At 31.6% G+C, this 16,834-nt stretch carries 18 protein-coding genes and 1 pseudogene; 9 read left to right on the top strand and 10 right to left on the bottom strand.

All coding sequences use genetic code 11. The features are described 5' to 3' along the window. Window positions 1–22: 22 nt before the first annotated feature. The 4 genes from coaE to nusB all read right to left on the bottom strand — a co-directional run bounded on the left by coaE (window position 23) and on the right by nusB (window position 2,635). On the bottom strand, window positions 23–625 hold the full coding sequence (gene coaE, locus B4E59_RS12175; protein WP_221853956.1) for a dephospho-CoA kinase: 603 nt from the start codon (window positions 623–625) through the stop codon (window positions 23–25). A gap of 70 nt (window positions 626–695) precedes the next feature. Further along, complete coding sequence (gene yajC / locus B4E59_RS12170; RefSeq protein ID WP_291053223.1) at window positions 696–1,052, bottom strand: preprotein translocase subunit YajC; 357 nt, start codon at window positions 1,050–1,052, stop codon at window positions 696–698. Window positions 1,053–1,076: 24 nt separating this feature from the next. Continuing rightward, the gene (locus tag B4E59_RS12165; RefSeq protein WP_221853954.1) at window positions 1,077–1,568 is read right to left on the bottom strand and encodes a DUF1573 domain-containing protein; all 492 of its coding nucleotides are present in this window, start codon (window positions 1,566–1,568) and stop codon (window positions 1,077–1,079) included. Between the two features lie 44 nt (window positions 1,569–1,612). Beyond that, window positions 1,613–2,635: a transcription antitermination factor NusB gene (gene nusB, locus B4E59_RS12160; RefSeq protein WP_280037842.1), complete on the bottom strand. Its 1,023-nt coding sequence runs from the start codon at window positions 2,633–2,635 to the stop codon at window positions 1,613–1,615. On the opposite strand from nusB, the gene B4E59_RS12155 reads away from it, so the two are divergent. Both B4E59_RS12155 and B4E59_RS12150 read left to right on the top strand, forming a co-directional pair. Further along, window positions 2,626–4,383: an ABC transporter ATP-binding protein gene (locus B4E59_RS12155; RefSeq protein ID WP_291053219.1), complete on the top strand. Its 1,758-nt coding sequence runs from the start codon at window positions 2,626–2,628 to the stop codon at window positions 4,381–4,383. The two genes, nusB and B4E59_RS12155, sit on opposite strands and share 10 nt — an antisense overlap. Before the next feature lie 117 nt (window positions 4,384–4,500). Further along, window positions 4,501–4,881, top strand: a complete 381-nt coding sequence (locus B4E59_RS12150; RefSeq protein ID WP_038331127.1) for a PUR family DNA/RNA-binding protein — start codon at window positions 4,501–4,503, stop codon at window positions 4,879–4,881. 56 nt (window positions 4,882–4,937) lie between these two features. Here B4E59_RS12150 and B4E59_RS12145 read toward each other — a convergent pair whose 3' ends face one another. Then, the gene (locus B4E59_RS12145; RefSeq protein ID WP_291053216.1) at window positions 4,938–5,633 is read right to left on the bottom strand and encodes a hypothetical protein; all 696 of its coding nucleotides are present in this window, start codon (window positions 5,631–5,633) and stop codon (window positions 4,938–4,940) included. A gap of 90 nt (window positions 5,634–5,723) precedes the next feature. Continuing rightward, on the bottom strand, window positions 5,724–6,917 hold the full coding sequence (gene sucC / locus B4E59_RS12140; RefSeq protein ID WP_221853950.1) for an ADP-forming succinate--CoA ligase subunit beta: 1,194 nt from the start codon (window positions 6,915–6,917) through the stop codon (window positions 5,724–5,726). A gap of 402 nt (window positions 6,918–7,319) precedes the next feature. On the opposite strand from sucC, the gene B4E59_RS12135 reads away from it, so the two are divergent. From B4E59_RS12135 to B4E59_RS12120, 4 genes are all read left to right on the top strand, one after another. Then, window positions 7,320–7,994 (top strand): ABC transporter ATP-binding protein, encoded by a 675-nt coding sequence (locus B4E59_RS12135; RefSeq protein ID WP_038335263.1) that lies wholly within the window; start codon window positions 7,320–7,322, stop codon window positions 7,992–7,994. Continuing rightward, window positions 7,995–8,759, top strand: a complete 765-nt coding sequence (locus B4E59_RS12130) for a TIGR02757 family protein (RefSeq protein WP_221853949.1) — start codon at window positions 7,995–7,997, stop codon at window positions 8,757–8,759. It begins immediately after the preceding gene. 61 nt (window positions 8,760–8,820) lie between these two features. Beyond that, window positions 8,821–9,471 (top strand): alpha/beta hydrolase, encoded by a 651-nt coding sequence (locus tag B4E59_RS12125; RefSeq protein ID WP_221853948.1) that lies wholly within the window; start codon window positions 8,821–8,823, stop codon window positions 9,469–9,471. A 239-nt stretch (window positions 9,472–9,710) separates the two neighbouring features. Beyond that, window positions 9,711–10,688, top strand: coding sequence for an IS110 family RNA-guided transposase (locus tag B4E59_RS12120; protein WP_291053213.1), 978 nt, complete (start codon window positions 9,711–9,713; stop codon window positions 10,686–10,688). Window positions 10,689–10,800: 112 nt separating this feature from the next. Here B4E59_RS12120 and B4E59_RS12115 read toward each other — a convergent pair whose 3' ends face one another. After that, on the bottom strand, window positions 10,801–11,316 hold the full coding sequence (locus B4E59_RS12115) for a DUF8465 domain-containing protein (RefSeq protein ID WP_221853947.1): 516 nt from the start codon (window positions 11,314–11,316) through the stop codon (window positions 10,801–10,803). Window positions 11,317–11,421: 105 nt separating this feature from the next. Here B4E59_RS12115 and B4E59_RS12110 point away from each other — a divergent pair. The 3 genes and pseudogenes from B4E59_RS12110 to B4E59_RS12100 form a co-directional block, all read left to right on the top strand. After that, window positions 11,422–11,589 (top strand): annotated as a pseudogene (locus B4E59_RS12110) (glycosyltransferase); the annotation flags it as partial. A gap of 16 nt (window positions 11,590–11,605) precedes the next feature. Beyond that, the gene (locus tag B4E59_RS12105) at window positions 11,606–12,373 is read left to right on the top strand and encodes a CpsD/CapB family tyrosine-protein kinase (protein WP_349676127.1); all 768 of its coding nucleotides are present in this window, start codon (window positions 11,606–11,608) and stop codon (window positions 12,371–12,373) included. A gap of 5 nt (window positions 12,374–12,378) precedes the next feature. After that, window positions 12,379–12,954, top strand: coding sequence for a sugar transferase (locus B4E59_RS12100; protein ID WP_221853946.1), 576 nt, complete (start codon window positions 12,379–12,381; stop codon window positions 12,952–12,954). 53 nt (window positions 12,955–13,007) lie between these two features. Here the strand turns inward: B4E59_RS12100 and B4E59_RS12095 are convergent, their stop codons facing one another. From B4E59_RS12095 to B4E59_RS12085, 3 genes are all read right to left on the bottom strand, one after another. Then, window positions 13,008–14,636 carry an acyl-CoA carboxylase subunit beta gene (locus B4E59_RS12095; protein ID WP_221853945.1) on the bottom strand — a complete coding sequence of 543 codons (1,629 nt, stop codon included), beginning with the start codon at window positions 14,634–14,636 and terminating at the stop codon, window positions 13,008–13,010. Between the two features lie 63 nt (window positions 14,637–14,699). Continuing rightward, window positions 14,700–15,293: an acyl carrier protein phosphodiesterase gene (locus B4E59_RS12090; protein ID WP_291053208.1), complete on the bottom strand. Its 594-nt coding sequence runs from the start codon at window positions 15,291–15,293 to the stop codon at window positions 14,700–14,702. Between the two features lie 102 nt (window positions 15,294–15,395). Further along, window positions 15,396–16,775 (bottom strand): tetratricopeptide repeat protein, encoded by a 1,380-nt coding sequence (locus tag B4E59_RS12085; RefSeq protein WP_291053206.1) that lies wholly within the window; start codon window positions 16,773–16,775, stop codon window positions 15,396–15,398. Window positions 16,776–16,834: the final 59 nt, after the last annotated feature.

Below are 16,834 nucleotides of genomic sequence, written 5' to 3'. Positions count from 1 at the left end.
CTTTTTGTTAAAATTTGGACGATTAAATCATTTTTTTGATTTTGATAAACGTTTGTTCCACTTCATTTTTCAAGTGAGCTAAATCGCCATTATTATCAATAATAAAATCTGATTTAGCGATTCGTTCTTCGTCCGAAATCTGATTGTTTATTCTCGCAAGAATTTCTTCTCGTGATAAACCATCTCTTTCTATAGTTCGTGCAATTCGCGTTTCTATATCGACTACTACACTTATCACAACATCGCAATCTTTGTAACTACCACTTTCTATTAAAATGGCAGCTTCTTTCATTACAATGTCCGATTTTTGAGCTTTTTTCCAATCTTCAAAATCTTGGAAAACTGCTGGATGAACAATTGAATTTAATAGCTTCAATTTTTCATTATTCTGAAAAACTTGTTTTGATATAAATGGTTTATTCAAACCATTTTCATTGTACGCTTCTTCACCAAAAGCTGCAATAATTTTAACTTTTACTTCAGAGTTTTCATTCTGAATCGTTTTCGCTCTTGTGTCAGAATTATATACCGGAATACCTAATTCTTCGAAGAATTTTGCTGCTGTACTTTTGCCAGATCCTATTCCGCCAGTAATACCTGCTACAAAAGGTTGGTTGTTTTTCATGGTTTGAAGTTAAAAAAATGCCGAAGAATAATTCCTTCGGCAATCAGTTAAATATATGTTAACCTTAAACTTAGTTTTTTTCTTCTACTACTTTGTCTGATTTTTCAGCTTTGTCAGTCGTTTTTGAATAACGTGCAGCAGTTAATTCACGAGAAATTGCAGCCTTTTCAAATTTAATTTTTCCAGCTCCAGTTTCGATGATAACAGCGTCGTCATAAATTTCGTTGATTTTCCCGTGAATTCCAGAAGTTGTTACAACTTGATCACCACGTTTGATACCCGTTTGAAATTGTTTTTCTTGTTTCGCTTTCTTTTGTTGAGGACGAATCATGAAAAAGTACATAATTACGAACATTCCTCCGAACATCAAAAGCATAGACATTCCTCCGCCTTGTGCACCAGCTTGTAAAAAGATTGTTTGAATCATTTTTATATTTTATCGATTTAATACTTATTGTCCAAATGCTTGTTGCGCATTTTGATCATTTGCAGTAGCTCCAACAACGTTTGCAGAAATATCAAATTTCTCGTGACCGTTTACTGTGTTTGTTACTAAAGTTACTGTTTTTTGTTGTTTTCCGTTCATGTTTCCAGCTGTGTAAACAACTTTGATAGAATCTGTAGCTCCCACTGCAATTGGAGTAGAAGGGAACTCAGGAACAGTACAACCACAAGTTGCAGACGCATCGCGAATAACTAATGGAGATTTACCATCGTTTTTGAACTTGATATATGTTTCTACTTTATTGTTAGCTTTTACATCTCCAAAATCGTGATTCGCTTCTGCTAATGTTAAAACTGGAGCTGTAGCTGGATCTACAACATTTTCAGCTTGTTGAGCTGTTTCTTCTGCTGTAAAATTGTCGCTAGCTTTTTTCTCTCCACAAGAGCTGATTGCGAATGATAATGCAAATGCACCTAAAATAAATAATTTACTTTTCATTTTTATAATTATTTGTCTTAGTCAAAATTAAGAAAAAATAGTGATTATAATAAACCTCTACCGTATTTTGGTAAATTATTATTGTCTTTTAACTCTTTTAATGTTTTATCTAAGATTCCGTTAACAAAAACACGTGATTTTTCTGTCGAATAACTTTTCGCTAATTCCACATATTCGTTGATCGTAACTTTTGCAGGAATATTTGAGAAATATAAAAATTCTGTCAAAGCCATTTCTAAAATAATCAAATCGATTGTTGCAATACGATCTAATTCCCAGTTTTGAGCTTTTTCGTCAATAATTTTTCTTGTTTCTGCTTGGTGACGAATAGTTTTACGGAATAATTCTTCAGTAAATTTTTTGTCATCTAAATCTTTGTAAACTTTGAACAAAGAAATCAACGGAGAACTATTTTGACGGAACGATTTTATCGTTGTATGTACCATCGCATTTGCAATATGTACATCGTCTGCCCACGTGATCTGAATTCCTTCTAAGTAATCGTGCAAATCTTCATATTCAGCAATAAATTCTACGAAAAAGTTCAAGATAAATTCTTTGTCTTCCTCAAAAGAATGTTTGTCGCTGCTCATGTACGTTTTGTACAATTCGCTTTCTGTCAAATTTTTAAAGATATTGTTTGGATAAGAATCATAAATATCCCAAAGTAAAAACTTGTTGTCAGTAGAATAACGAGTTAATTCAAGATTTTGTTCGATAATTTTGAATACTTTATTCTGAACAAATTTTAAATTTGGATTTAAATCTTCTTGGGTTGGAAAGTTTTTTGATTTTGCAAGTTCAATTTTATGCTCTGCAATGTCCTTTTGAACTTTAATCAAATTTAGGAGATAAATGTACAAATCGTAGATTTGATCGATACTTTTCATCATATTTTTCTCGACCGCTCTTTCTTCGCCTTCAGTTCCTAAACTATTGTAAGCATAGATATTCTGCATTACTTTTTCGCGTAGTTGTCTTCTTCCCAACATAATTTCAATGATATAACGTCTAATAAATTGATGCAAAGGTAAAAAAAAGAATGTAATTTTGTTTTGTGAAATCATTACAAAAGTTAAATAAATTTTTATGGAAGTATAAATGGAGAATATTTTTGGGCTTCATTTTTACGATTTGTGCCAATTGGGTGCAGGTTTATTCCGTTACATATATTAGAGAAGCAATCAATACAGTTGAAGAATTGCTACGAAATTTTAAGAAAGAAGGAACAGATAACCTCGATATTTTGAAAGATGGTTTGATGTATGCTAGTTTGGCTTTTTTCTTTTTTAAAGTTTTGGGAGGAGTTTTGACGGTTGGTACACGACAAATGATTATTGTGGCATCGCGTTATATTGAGTTCGATTTGAAAAATGTGATTTACGATAAGTATCAAAAATTATCGTTGTCCTTTTACAAAAAACACAAAACGGGCGATTTGATGAATCGTATTACCGAAGATGTCGGATTGGTGCGTATGTATCTTGGACCTGGAATTATGTATCCGATTGATTTAGTGTCGCGAGTTGTGATCATTGCGTATTTTATGTTGCAAATAGATAAGCAATTAACGCTTTATACATTAGCTCCATTACCGATTTTATCATTGTTAATCTATAATGTTGCACGAAATATTAACAAGAAAAGTAAGCGCGTACAAGAACAACAATCTACGATTTCGTCATCTGTACAAGATACTTTTGCTGGAATTCGCGTGATAAAATCATTCAATTCAGAAGAATTTATAAAATCTAAATACGAAGTAGAAGCAGACGAATATCAGAAACGTGCACTTAATTTAGCTCAAATTCAGGCAGCCTTTGGCCCTTTGATGGTTGTTATAGTTGGTGTGAGTAATTTGGTGATTTTGTATTTGGGAGGAGTAAAATATATAGAAGGAACAATGGATATTGGTTCTATTGCTCAATTTTTCCTTTACCTAAATATGTTAATTTGGCCATTTACTTCCTTAGGTTGGATTACGATGGTTGTACAGCGTGCAGAAGCGTCGATGTTTCGTATCAACGAATTTTTGAATGCTGAAACTGATGTAAAAGAAAAACAATTAGTGAATCATGAAGTAGAAGGTACAATCGAATTTAAGAATGTGACGTATATCTACGAAAACACTGGAATTAAGGCGTTGGATAATGTTTCATTCAAAATTAATAAAGGTGAAAATTTAGCGATTCTTGGAAAAACTGGTTCAGGAAAATCGACAATTGCTTTGTTAGTTGCGCGTTCGTTGGAACCAACTTCTGGTGAAATTTTGATTGATGGTAAAAATATTCATGATATTAATGTAGAATCTATTCGAGAAGAAATTGGTTATGTACCGCAGGAAGCTTTCCTTTTCTCGGATTCGCTAACCAATAATATTTTGTTTGGTTCTGATGATACAGATGAGCAAACGGCTGAAATTTTTGCGAAGAAAGCGGTTGTTCATGATAACATTGATCGATTTAAAGAACGTTACGAAACAGTTGTTGGTGAACGCGGCGTTACGCTTTCTGGAGGTCAAAAACAACGTGTTTCTATAGCTCGTGCATTGGTGAATGATCCACAAATATTAATCTTTGATGATAGTTTGTCTGCTGTAGATACCGAAACTGAAGAACAAATCTTAAATAATTTATCTTCTGAAATTAATGGTAAAACAACCATCATTATTACGCATCGTGTGTCTTCTGCAAAGCGCGCTGATCAGATTTTGGTTTTAGAAGATGGTCATGTTTTAGAAAATGGTTCGAACAGCGAATTATTAAATAAGCATGGTTATTATTATGAATTGTACAATAAACAACTGCTAGATTAAGTTTATTTATAGAGATTTAATAAAAAAAGAGAAAATATTTGGTTAAAATGTTGTTGTTTTCTTAATTTTTTTTAGATTTGTTAGGAAACATTTAACAATTAAACTCTATTTAGACTTATGAATGATTTTGAAAACCAAGAAAAGGTGGATGCAGAAGGAGTCTTTTCAAAGGTATTAAGGGCTGGAAGAAGAACTTATTTTTTCGATGTCCGCGAAACAAGAGCAGGTGATTATTACTTGACGATTACAGAAAGTAAAAAAAATACGCAGGACGATGGAAATGTGTATTACAAAAAACATAAAATCTACTTGTACAAAGAAGATTTTGAAAGTTTCAAAGATATGTTAGATGAAACGACCGATTTTGTTTTTGCACAAAAAGGACAAGAGGTAATTTCGGAAAGACATCAAAAAGATTTTGATCCAAAAAATAAAGTTGTGAGTAAAGATGAAACGCAAGTTGAATCTTTTACAAATATCGATTTTGACGATATATAGACTTTACTAAATATGCGTAAAAAGAAACCTCCGCTCAAATTATTGAGCGGAGGTTTTTATTTTGCTAATATTTTATAAATTTTTGTTCCAATTATTGTTCTGTATACTAAAGATTCTCCTCCTCTAACAATATATTTTTCATTAGATTTCCAGTCGTCTTGATCTTCAACAGTAACAGGATCCATTTCAGTATAACATAATCCTGAATTAATAAGATAAATATCTATTTCTTCTGATTTTGACATACCAATTCTATTATATCCATATACTTCGTCAGGCATATTTAAGAATTGATCTAAATCGTAAAAGTCTATTTTATTTATAATTAAAGATGCTTTACAAAATTCTTGATAACTAAGTTCTTCATTTATAAATGCTACAAATAATTTAGATATTATTTTTGATGTTACATGATCTTGAGCACTATCAATAATATAAAGTAATTTACTACCTACAGATTGAGCATAATCACTACTAATATTTATTTTAGAAATTGCTTTATTCCTTTTTTCTATACTTATTTCAGATAACCCATTAAGGAAATTTAATATTTTTTTTCCAAATAAATAATCCTTTACAGAGTTTATAGTTTTATTAAATCCTATTATTGTGCTTATTATAGGAATTTCTTTTAAGATGCTATCTTCAAGAAATTTTTCGTCTAAAAAATTTTCAATTAAGTCAATAGTTATATTAGTTAAATCTGATTCAACTAATGTTTTATTTAAGGATGATGATAAATTTTTATTCATTTGATTTATTTTATTAAATTAATTTATACAAAAAAAACCTCTCAAAGAAATTTCTTTGAGAGGTTTTATATATTGTAAATAAGTTAAATCTTAACCTACTAATTCTTCTACTTTATCAGCAGCGTCTTTTAATGTGATAGCAGAGTGAACAGCGAAACCTGATTCATCAATCATTTTCTTAGCGATTTCTGCATTTGTTCCTTGTAAACGAACAATAATTGGCACATTAATTTCGTCACCCATATTGTTGTAAGCATCTAAAATACCTTGAGCAACACGATCACAACGTACAATACCACCAAAAATATTGATTAAGATAGCTTTTACGTTTTTATCTTTTAAGATAATACGGAAACCTTTTTCTACACGCTCAGCATCAGCAGTACCACCAACGTCTAAGAAGTTTGCAGGATTACCACCAGATAATTTGATGATATCCATAGTTGCCATTGCTAAACCAGCTCCGTTAACCATACATCCTACGTTTCCGTCTAATTTTACGAAGTTTAATCCAGCTTCACCAGCTTCAACTTCTGTTGGATCTTCTTCTCTTGTATCACGTAAAGCAGCGATATCTGGATGACGGAATAATGAGTTATCATCGATAGATACTTTAGCATCTACAGCGATAATTTGATCGTCAGATGTTTTAAGAACTGGGTTAATTTCGAACATAGAAGCGTCAATCGCAACGTATGCATTATATAAAGCAGTGATAAATTTAACACCATCTTTGAAAGCATTTCCTGATAAACCTAAGTTAAAAGCAACTTTACGCGCTTGGAAACCTTGGATTCCTACAGCAGGATCAATTTCTTCTGTAAAGATTTTGTCTGGTGTGTGCTCAGCAACTTCCTCGATATCCATTCCACCTTCAGTAGAATACATAATCATGTTTTTACCAGTTGCACGATCTAACAATACAGAAACATAGTATTCTTCAGTTTCAGATTCACCTGGATAATAAACATCCTCAGCAATTAAAACTTGATGAACTTTTTTACCTTCAGCCGAAGTTTGAGGTGTTACTAACTGCATTCCGATGATTTCGTTTGCTTTCTCTTTAACTTCGTCCAAGTTTTTAGCAAGCTTTACTCCACCACCTTTTCCACGACCACCTGCGTGTACTTGTGCTTTTACGACATGCCAACCTGTACCAGTTTGTTCAGTTAATTGTTTAGCAGCTTCTACAGCTTCTTCTGGTGTAGTAGCAACGATACCACGTTGTACTTTCACACCATATTTACTAAGAATTTCTTTTCCTTGATATTCGTGAAGATTCATTTTTTTTGATTTTTCAATTACAAAAATAAAAATATTGTTGATGTATTCTAAATTTTGCCATATTAATTTTATCAGCTTATGCTAAAAAAGTGATTAATATTATTTATTTAGAGGTTACAAGATACGAATATTAATGATTTAAAAAGTCAAAACAATTGTTATATAATTTTTAAATCGTACCAAGTACACTAAAATTGTTTGTTTTGGGTTTAAAGCATTTTCGACGGAGGATTGATTTTATAATTTTATCAATAAAAAACCGTCAATTCTAGTGAAATTCTATTCTCGATACAATTTTTTATCATTTCATTTCTAAAAATCACTCGAACTGACGAATTTTAATTCAAAAAAAACTTATCACTTATGATTTAAGACTTAGTACTTAATTTATATCTTTACCTCATGATAAAAGCAGAAAATATTGTTAAGAAATTTGGTGAATTAGAAGTGCTAAAAAATGTTTCTTTATCGATTGTAGAAAAAGAAATCGTTTCTATCGTTGGTGCTTCTGGAGCAGGAAAAACAACTTTGCTTCAAATTTTAGGAACATTAGAAAAAAGTTCTGAGCCAAAGAAATATAATACTTCTATTCAGATTGCGGGACAAGATATCACGAAGTTAAACGATCGCGATTTATCTAAATTTCGTAACGAAAACATTGGATTCATTTTTCAGTTTCATCAATTGTTGCCAGAATTTAATGCAATAGAAAATATTTGTATTCCAGCTTTTATCAAGAAAACAAAAAAAGCAGAAGCCGAAAAGCGTGCAAAAGAGTTAATGTCTTATTTGGGACTTTCGCAACGTTTGACACATAAACCTAATCAACTTTCTGGAGGAGAACAACAACGTGTAGCAGTAGCTCGTGCGTTGATTAATCAGCCTAAAGTAGTTTTTGCTGATGAACCTTCTGGTAATTTAGATTCTAAAAATGCTGAAGAATTACATGAATTATTTTTCAATCTTCGAAACGAATTTGGACAAACTTTTGTCATTGTGACACATAACGAAGAATTAGCAAATATGACTGATCGAAAATTGGTGATGGCTGATGGAATTTTTCAAATAGAAATGTAAATGATTCAAGAAGAATTAAAGGATTTTTTAGACGAAAAAGTTCTTCAATATAATACATTAGACTTTATCGATTCTGATCCAGTACAGATTCCGCATAGATTTTCTGCGAAAGAAGATATCGAAATTGCTGGGTTTTTAGCGGCAACAATTGCATGGGGAAATCGTAAAATGATTATCAATAATGCGAATAAAATGATGCAGTTGATGGGAAATTCGCCTTACGATTTTGTGATGAATTTCTCTGAGAATCATTTAAAGAATTTGGGTGGTTTTGTTCACAGAACATTCAATAGTGAAGATTTGAAATTTTTCATGCAATCGCTTCGTAACATTTATCAAAATCATGGCGGATTGGAACAAGTTTTTGCAAAACATCAAACTTCAGATTCGATGCAAGCATCAATCTCGAATTTCAAACAAACTTTTTTTGAAATAGAACATCCAACTCGAACAACTAAACATATTTCAGATCCATTGAATAATTCGGCTGCAAAGCGTATCAATATGTACTTGCGTTGGATGATTCGTGATGACAAACAAGGCGTAGATTTAGGAATTTGGAAATCCATTCCAACTTCTATTCTTTCCTGTCCTTTGGATGTACATTCGGGAAATGTTGCACGAAAATTAAATATTCTGACTCGAAAACAAAATGATGCAAAAGCATTGAAAGAACTTGATACAAAATTGCGAGAAATGGATGCAAATGATCCTGTGAAATATGATTTCGCTTTATTTGGTTTGGGTGTTTTCGAAGGGTTTTAACTGAACTGAAAATAATTTTATTTAGAAAAATTAGAATTAAATTCGCTAAAAATAAGTTTGTATGAAAGAATTGAATGGAATAAAATATATCGAACGTTTACCTGTTGTTTCGACTGAAAAAACGCCTCTTTTTGTGCTGATACATGGTTATGGAAGCAACGAAGAAGATTTGTTTTCATTTGCACAAGATTTACCGCAGAATGCGCATATTATAAGTGTACGAGCGTTGCATGATATTGTGTATGGCGGATATGCGTGGTATGATATTAATTTTGTGAACAATGAAAAATGGATGGATGAAACGCAAGCAATAGAATCGCGTAATAAATTGGTCGAATTTATTGATGCAATTGTTCAACAAGAGAATTTAGATGACGCAAATGTAACATTGATGGGCTTTAGCCAAGGTGCAATTTTGAGTTATGCGATTTCGCTAAATAATCCAGAAAAGATTAAAAACGTGGCTATTTTAAGTGGTTATCCAGAAGCTAAAATTATTGGAGATTTTGATCAATCGAAAGATTTTTCGAACTTAAATTTCTTTGTTTCGCACGGAACAGAAGATGTTGTATTGCCAATTGAATTAGGACGAATGGGTGACGAGTTTTTAAAATCGATGAATATTAATTTTGAATACCACGAATATAGAAGTGGACACGGAATTGTTCCTCAAAATTATTATGATTTGATGGATTGGATCAAAAGATTTTAATCCTAAAAATAATGAAATTCTGAAACAAATTCCTTTAGATTTGAAAATCTTAAATTGTAGTATAAAAAGAAGAGAAAAGAGTTTGAGTACACTATAACGAGTTCAGAGCTATATAATCTCATATTCTGATTAAGACTCAACTCTTTCTTATCAAATTCTCAAATAGAAATTCGGGCTTATAACCCATTAGTAAGGAATCGAGTTATTGATAAGTTTCTCTTCTCATTAAATTCAAATTTATGGAAAAAATTATTATCGGAATTGATGTGAGTAAATTAACTTTAGACATCTGCATTCAAGAAAATGGAGTGAATCGTTTTGATAACATTCCTAATACAGAAAAAGCAATCAAAGTTTTTTTCAAACAGTTTGATATAAAACAAGAAATTTTGATTGGAATGGAAAATACAGGTCGATTTAATGCTATACTTTATAGTGTTTTAGTCCATTTTTCTTTTACTGTTTATGTAATCAATCCTTTGCATTTGAAAAAAAGTATGGGATTAGTTAGAGGTAAAAATGATAAAATTGATAGTGAACGCATCGCTCAATTTTTATTGAAAAACTATATGGATCTTCAGCTGTGGAAACCTAATTCAAAGGTCATTGAAAAAATTAAACTATTGAATGCTGAAAGAAAACATCGCGTTAAAATAAGAGCAGGATTATTAGCTCAAACACAGGACGATCAATTCTTAAAACCAACTATGGATAAAGCTGTATTGCGTTTAAACACTAAACTCATCGATATATTAACCAAACAAATTAATGAAATAGAAGATAGAATCTATCAGCTAATTTGTGAAGATGAACAACTTTACGATCATTATAAAAGAATACAATCAATCCCTGGAGTAGGAAAAGTTTTAGCATTTAATATGTTGATAAAAACAGATGGTTTTACAACTATAAATACGCCAAGACAAATGGCTTGTTATGCAGGAGTAGCTCCATTTGATTTTCAGTCTGGAACATCTATAAAACGAAGACCAAAAGTATCAACTATGGCAGATAAAGAGTTGAAAAAACTATTGCACTTAGCAGCTATGAGTGCTATTCGGTTAGAAAATGACTTGGCGATTTACTATCATCGAAAAGTTGAACAAGGTAAAAATAAAATGGCTGTTTTAAACGCTGTGAGAAACAAAATTATTCATCGGATTTATGCTCTAATTAAAAATCAAACTATTTATAAAAATAACTTGGTTTTGTCATAGAAATCAGAATGACTTTCTTTGTTTATAGCCAATGACTAATAATAATGAAAATTGTCATATTGAGTGATTTTCGTTTCGATAGAATAAGAAAATTGTATCGAAATATCTCAATTTAAATAAATTTAACTTCTATGGCGTCGCCGTGATATTCCTTGAACGAGGCGTCATAGAATTCGATATTCGTGTAACGATATAACAATTCGGTAATTTCTTTTTTCAGAATTCCTTTTCCATAACCGTGAATTAAAATCAATCGAATTTGACTTTCGAACATAGCGCGCTCCACCTCATTTCGTGCAACATCTAATTGTGTTTGTATAATTTGCGCATTATCCAAATCACGCCAATTATCAACTAAATTTTCGATATGCAAATCAATTTCTCGCGTTAAATAAGGATGTCGATGAGATTTGCGAAAAGTCTTAAACTTTGGTTTCGAAAATTCTTTGATTTTCTCATCTCGATATTCTTCATAGTCAATTTCAATATCTTTGATGATTTCATCTTGGCGATACTCATATTCAAAACCAAACTCATCATTAAAGTAAACAAAATCACCTTTCAATTTGGAAATTGTTCCCGAAATATTATCATCTATCACTTTAACTTTTGTACCAATTTTGAACATTCGACTACTTTTTCTGCAAAATTAAGAATTATTTTATGAGTTTTTAAGTTGTTGTATTATTCAATTCAAACTCAATGTTGTATTTTTGTTTATTAAACTAACCAAATGTCAAATCAACATAGAAAAATAAAAGTACTTTTTAGGCTTCGTTCATTAGAAATGGGTGGAGTTCCAATAGTAGTTTTAGATTTGTTGCGAAACTTACCAAAAGATAAATTCGACTTTACTTTGATGCTTAACTTGTATCAAGGCGAATTGATTAAAGAAATTCCTATAACCTTTAGTTGTAATCAACAATCCAAAATCAGGAATTTCTGAATCGTTTAGATCAATTCGTTCTAATCTGAAATATTTATACAAGAATCCAGGACTTGAAGATGATAACAAAACGATTTTAATGACATCATTTATTGGAGGTGAAGGTAAAATTTTCAATGCGATGAATATTGCGAGTTCACTTGGTTCTATGGATAAGAAAACGGTTCTGATTGGATTAGATTTACGTCAACCAAAAATCTTTGATGATTTTAACATTAATAATAAAACAGGTGTAACAGACTATGTTGCGGATGATTTAGAGTTAAATCAAATTACACAACGTACAATTTTACCAAATTTAGATATTATTTCAGCAGGTCCAATTCCTCCAAATCCTTCAGAATTGATTTTGAGTAATCGAATGGATCAATTATTTGCTGAATTGAAAGAGAAATATGAATTCGTAATTATAGATTCACCGCCAATAGGATTAGTAACAGATTCGTACGATTTGATGCTTAACGCAGATTGCACATTGTATGTAACACGTTACAACTATTCGGAGAAAAACTTTATCCATGCAATTTCGAATAAATATGATGAAGGTGAGGTTTCGAATGTCGGAATTATATTCAACGATTTCCAAATTAAAACTGGCTACGGTTACGGATATGGTTACGGCTACGGCTACGGTTATAGTTACGGCTACGGATATTTTGCTGGAGATGAGAATTTTGATAATTCATCATTCGGAAAAATAAAATGTTTAGCTTCTCGAAATAAAAGTAAATTCTTTTAATTGAAATGATCTTAAAGAACATATTTGATTATATACTTGCATTAATCCTACTAATATTTTTAGTTGGGTTAATTGTTTTGTTAATTATCATAAGTTCTATAGATACCAATCAATTTGGCGTTTTTACACAAAAAAGAGTTGGGAAAGACGGAAGATTTTTCAATATTTATAAAATCAGAACGATTAAAGGGGTTTCTAAATCGACAATAACAACCGATCAACATCAAATTACCAAAATTGGAAAGATTCTTCGAGATTATAAATTAGATGAATTACCTCAATTATTCAATATTCTAATAGGGGAAATGAGTTTTGTTGGACCTCGTCCTGATGTCGCTGGTTATGCAGATAAATTGGTTGGAGAGGATAGATTGGTGTTGAAAGTTAAACCTGGAATTACTGGTCCTGCTCAATTGAAATATTGTAAAGAAGAAGAAATTTTATCCAATGTAAATGATCCAATCAAATATAATGATGAAATTCTTTGGCCAGATAAAGTTAAGATCAATGTAGAATATGTAAAGAATTGGAGTTTTCGACAAGATTTGATTTACATGTTTCAAACAATATTCAAAAAATAAAAAGAGAATCCTAAATTGGATTCTCTTCTATTTTTAAAAATATTTTCGTTTTTCTAAACTTGGATAACACCTAAATTAAATTGTTTTTCAATCGGAGCATGATTCGCAGCTTCAATTCCCATCGAAATCCATTTACGCGTATCCAAAGGATCAATAATTCCATCTGTCCACAAACGTGCCGCAGCATAATAAGGACTTGTTTCATCATTGTATTTTGCTGTAATTTCGTTCAAAAGTTCTTGCTTTTTCACTTCATCAACTTCTACACCTTGCGCTTTCAAAGTCGCTTCTTTTATTTGTAGCAAAACTTTCGCCGCTTGCTCACCTCCCATAACTGCCAATTGAGCCGAAGGCCAAGCCGCAATTAATCTAGGATCATAAGCTTTTCCACACATAGCATAGTTTCCTGCACCATAAGAATTACCAACTATAATCGTGAATTTTGGAACAACAGAATTCGAAACTGCATTTACCATTTTCGCACCATCTTTGATAATACCACCATGTTCAGATTTAGATCCAACCATAAAACCAGTCACATCTTGTAAGAAAACTAACGGAATTTTCTTTTGGTTACAATTCGCAATAAAACGAGTCGCTTTATCCGCAGAATCTGAATAAATCACACCACCGAACTGCATTCCGTCTTTTTTAGACTTCACGATTTTACGTTGATTAGCTACAATTCCAACTGCCCAACCATCAATTCGAGCATACGTACAGATGATTGATTTCCCATAATCAGGCTTATATTCGTCCAATTCCGAGTTATCAACAAGTCTGTTAATAATCTCATACATATCGTACTGCTCAGAACGTGATTCAGGTAAAATACCATAGATTTCTTTCTCATCTAAAGCAGGTTTTGCTGCTTCAATTCGATTAAATCCAGCTTTTTCATAATCACCAATTTTACCAACAATAGATTTTATTCTATCCAACGCATCTTTATCATCTTTTGCTTTATAATCAGTCACGCCAGAGATTTCGCAATGTGTTGTTGCTCCACCTAAAGTTTCGTTGTCAATATCTTCGCCAATTGCTGCTTTTACCAAATAACTTCCTGCCAAGAAAATAGAACCTGTTTTGTCTACAATCATTGCTTCGTCGCTCATAATTGGTAAATATGCTCCACCAGCAACACAACTTCCCATCACAGCAGAAATTTGAGTAATTCCCATTGATGACATGATTGCATTATTGCGGAAAATTCGACCAAACATTTCTTTATCAGGAAAAATCTCATCTTGCATTGGTAAATAAACACCTGCGCTGTCCACCAAATAAATAATTGGCAATTTATTTTCCATCGCAATTTCTTGAGCACGCAAATTCTTTTTACCTGTAATTGGGAACCAAGCACCAGCTTTTACTGTCGCATCATTTGCAACAACAATACACTGTTTACCAGAAATATAACCAATTTTCACAACAACACCTCCCGAAGGACATCCGCCGTGTTCTTTGTACATTTCATCTCCTGTTAAAGCACCAATCTCTATGTTCGGTTTTTTTTCGTCCAAAAGATAATCAATACGTTCCCTTGCAGACATTTTTCCTTTGCTATGCAACGCATCAATTCTTTTTTGACCTCCGCCAAGGTAAACTTGTTTCAGTTTTTGGCGTAGTTTAGAAAGTAATAATTTGTTATGATCCTCTCTTTTATTAAAAGTTAAATCCATTGTGGTTTTCTGTTTGTTTACAGCCCTAAACTAATGAATTTTATCGAATTCTTAAAATGAAATTTAGACTTGAGAATCAATGAATACAAAGTTCTTGCAATGCGTTTGGATTTGAGGAAAAAATGATAGAAAATCAGTTTCTAGATTCGCATAATTTTTTTCAAATTCGGGAATGATTTGATGTAAATTATTCTCAAATTTTGCTCGACTTCCGATTCCTTTTAATGTTTTTTGAACGCCTTCTATGGTCGAATAATTTTCGAACCAATCATATTTCAACAAATAAAAAATGATTTCTTGTAGTTTTTTTGGAAGCGAATTGTATTCATCCTTAAATAATTGATAACAATCTGTTTTAAATTTTTCGAAATGAGTTTCAGAATAATTATTCCAATATTTAATAAAAAAATAATCATAAATCACATCAATAATAATTGGTGCAAATTTGTGTTGTGTTTCGTGAAAATAACTTGAGCTTTTCTTCACCGATTCGTGAGAATCTGTAAATGTATCAATCGAACGATGCAATAAAATCCCTTTCTGAATTTCTTCTGGAAAATCTAGATATTGTTTTCCTTTAACAATTTCTCCAAGCAAATTTCCAATCTGAAGCGATTGATTTCCGAAAGATAAATATTGATGTGCGACAAAGTTCATAAGGCTTGTTTAGTTTCATAAAGTTAAGTTTTTTTGAACAAACCTGTGTTATTTTACTATGAAGAAAAAAGCCATCTAAAAAGATGGCTTAAGAATTATATTTTATTCGTTGTTTCCAGAAATTTGATTGATTTTTTCTTCTAAAATCGGATAATATTCAATCATCGATTCTTTTAAATTTCGATCCAAACTTAATGCATTTCCTAATGCTTCATTACCTAATTGATCTTGATCAGTTATGTAGTAAACATTGCTTAATTGATAGAAAAATTCGGCACGATTAAAATTCTTCAAAGCACCTGTTAATAAGGCTGCAATCGCTTGTTCGTATTCTCCAACGGCAATCAAAGTTTCGACGTAAGCAAACCAAGTATTGAATACTAAAGGTTTCATTTCAACAAGTTTTGAAAGGTTTTTTATAGCTTCCTCAAACTTCATTTGTTTCAGAAAATAGTAAGTTGAATCTGTATAATATTCGTAATTATCGCCATTCAATTCTATCGCTCGCTGAATGTAATATTCGGCTTCTTCAATATTTTCTAATTTGTTGTAAAGCGAAGCTGCTTTTGCCCAAACTTTATCCAATTGCGGATCTTCTTTTATCGCAATATGATAAGCTTTCAATGCTTTTTGTGGTTTCTCTAACTTTTCGTACAATTCACCAATTTTCATATGCGTAACAGCGGGCGAATCATCAAATTCTAATGTTTCTTCTAGCGTTTCTATTGCTTTATTATATTCTCCTAATTCTTCCAATGAAAGCGCTTTGTTAGCATGACCAACAATAGAGTTAGGATTAATCGCGAGCACGTAATCCAATGCATTTATAGCTTCGTCATACATTTTTTTGTGATTGTACAACAGACCAAGTTGCAACCAAGAAACTTCCGAATATGGATTATCGTCAATAAAATCTTTTAAAAATTCGATGCATTCATCAGGATTATGAATTTCTTCGTAGCATTGAATAATAGAGTAGAAAGTATAATCGTTTTCTGGATTGAATTTCAATGCTTTTTTGAAAGCAATTAACGCAGAATGAACTTCATCTAAATTCAAATATTCATTTCCGATACAATTGCAAATAAAATCAGTTTCTTCTTCGTCTATTTGCAAAGCTTCTTCATAAAAATTTATCGCTTTTCGAGGCATATTTTTCAATCCCCAAAAACGTGCTTGTACAAGAAGGTAATCTAATTCGTTTGCAGCTAAATCTTTTAAATCTTTGATGAGTTTTGCAGCTTTTTTTAAATCCTCAGTTGTAAGAAAATATTCGATTCTCTTGATTTTGATATCTATATTCTCGGGATGCATTTTTTCTGCAAAATCCAACGAACGTTTTGCATATTCGCTATCATTTACTTCAAGATAGAACTCAATAATTTCGACCAAATCCTCCGAATCGTAATACTTATATTCACGATTATCAAGCATTTGCTCAAAACCTTCAATTAGCTCGTTATTAAAAAAATCTTCGTCCATAGTGATAGACTAATTTACAAAATAAAATGTGCAAAAATCATAACGAATTGTTAGAGTTT

Origin of the sequence: Empedobacter sp. UBA2044 (assembly GCF_002333005.1) — a bacterium.
In the GTDB taxonomy this organism is placed as follows: domain Bacteria; phylum Bacteroidota; class Bacteroidia; order Flavobacteriales; family Weeksellaceae; genus Empedobacter; species Empedobacter falsenii_B.
The sequence above is the reverse complement of the archived record's forward strand: the minus strand, read 5'-3'. Positions and strand labels throughout refer to the sequence as shown.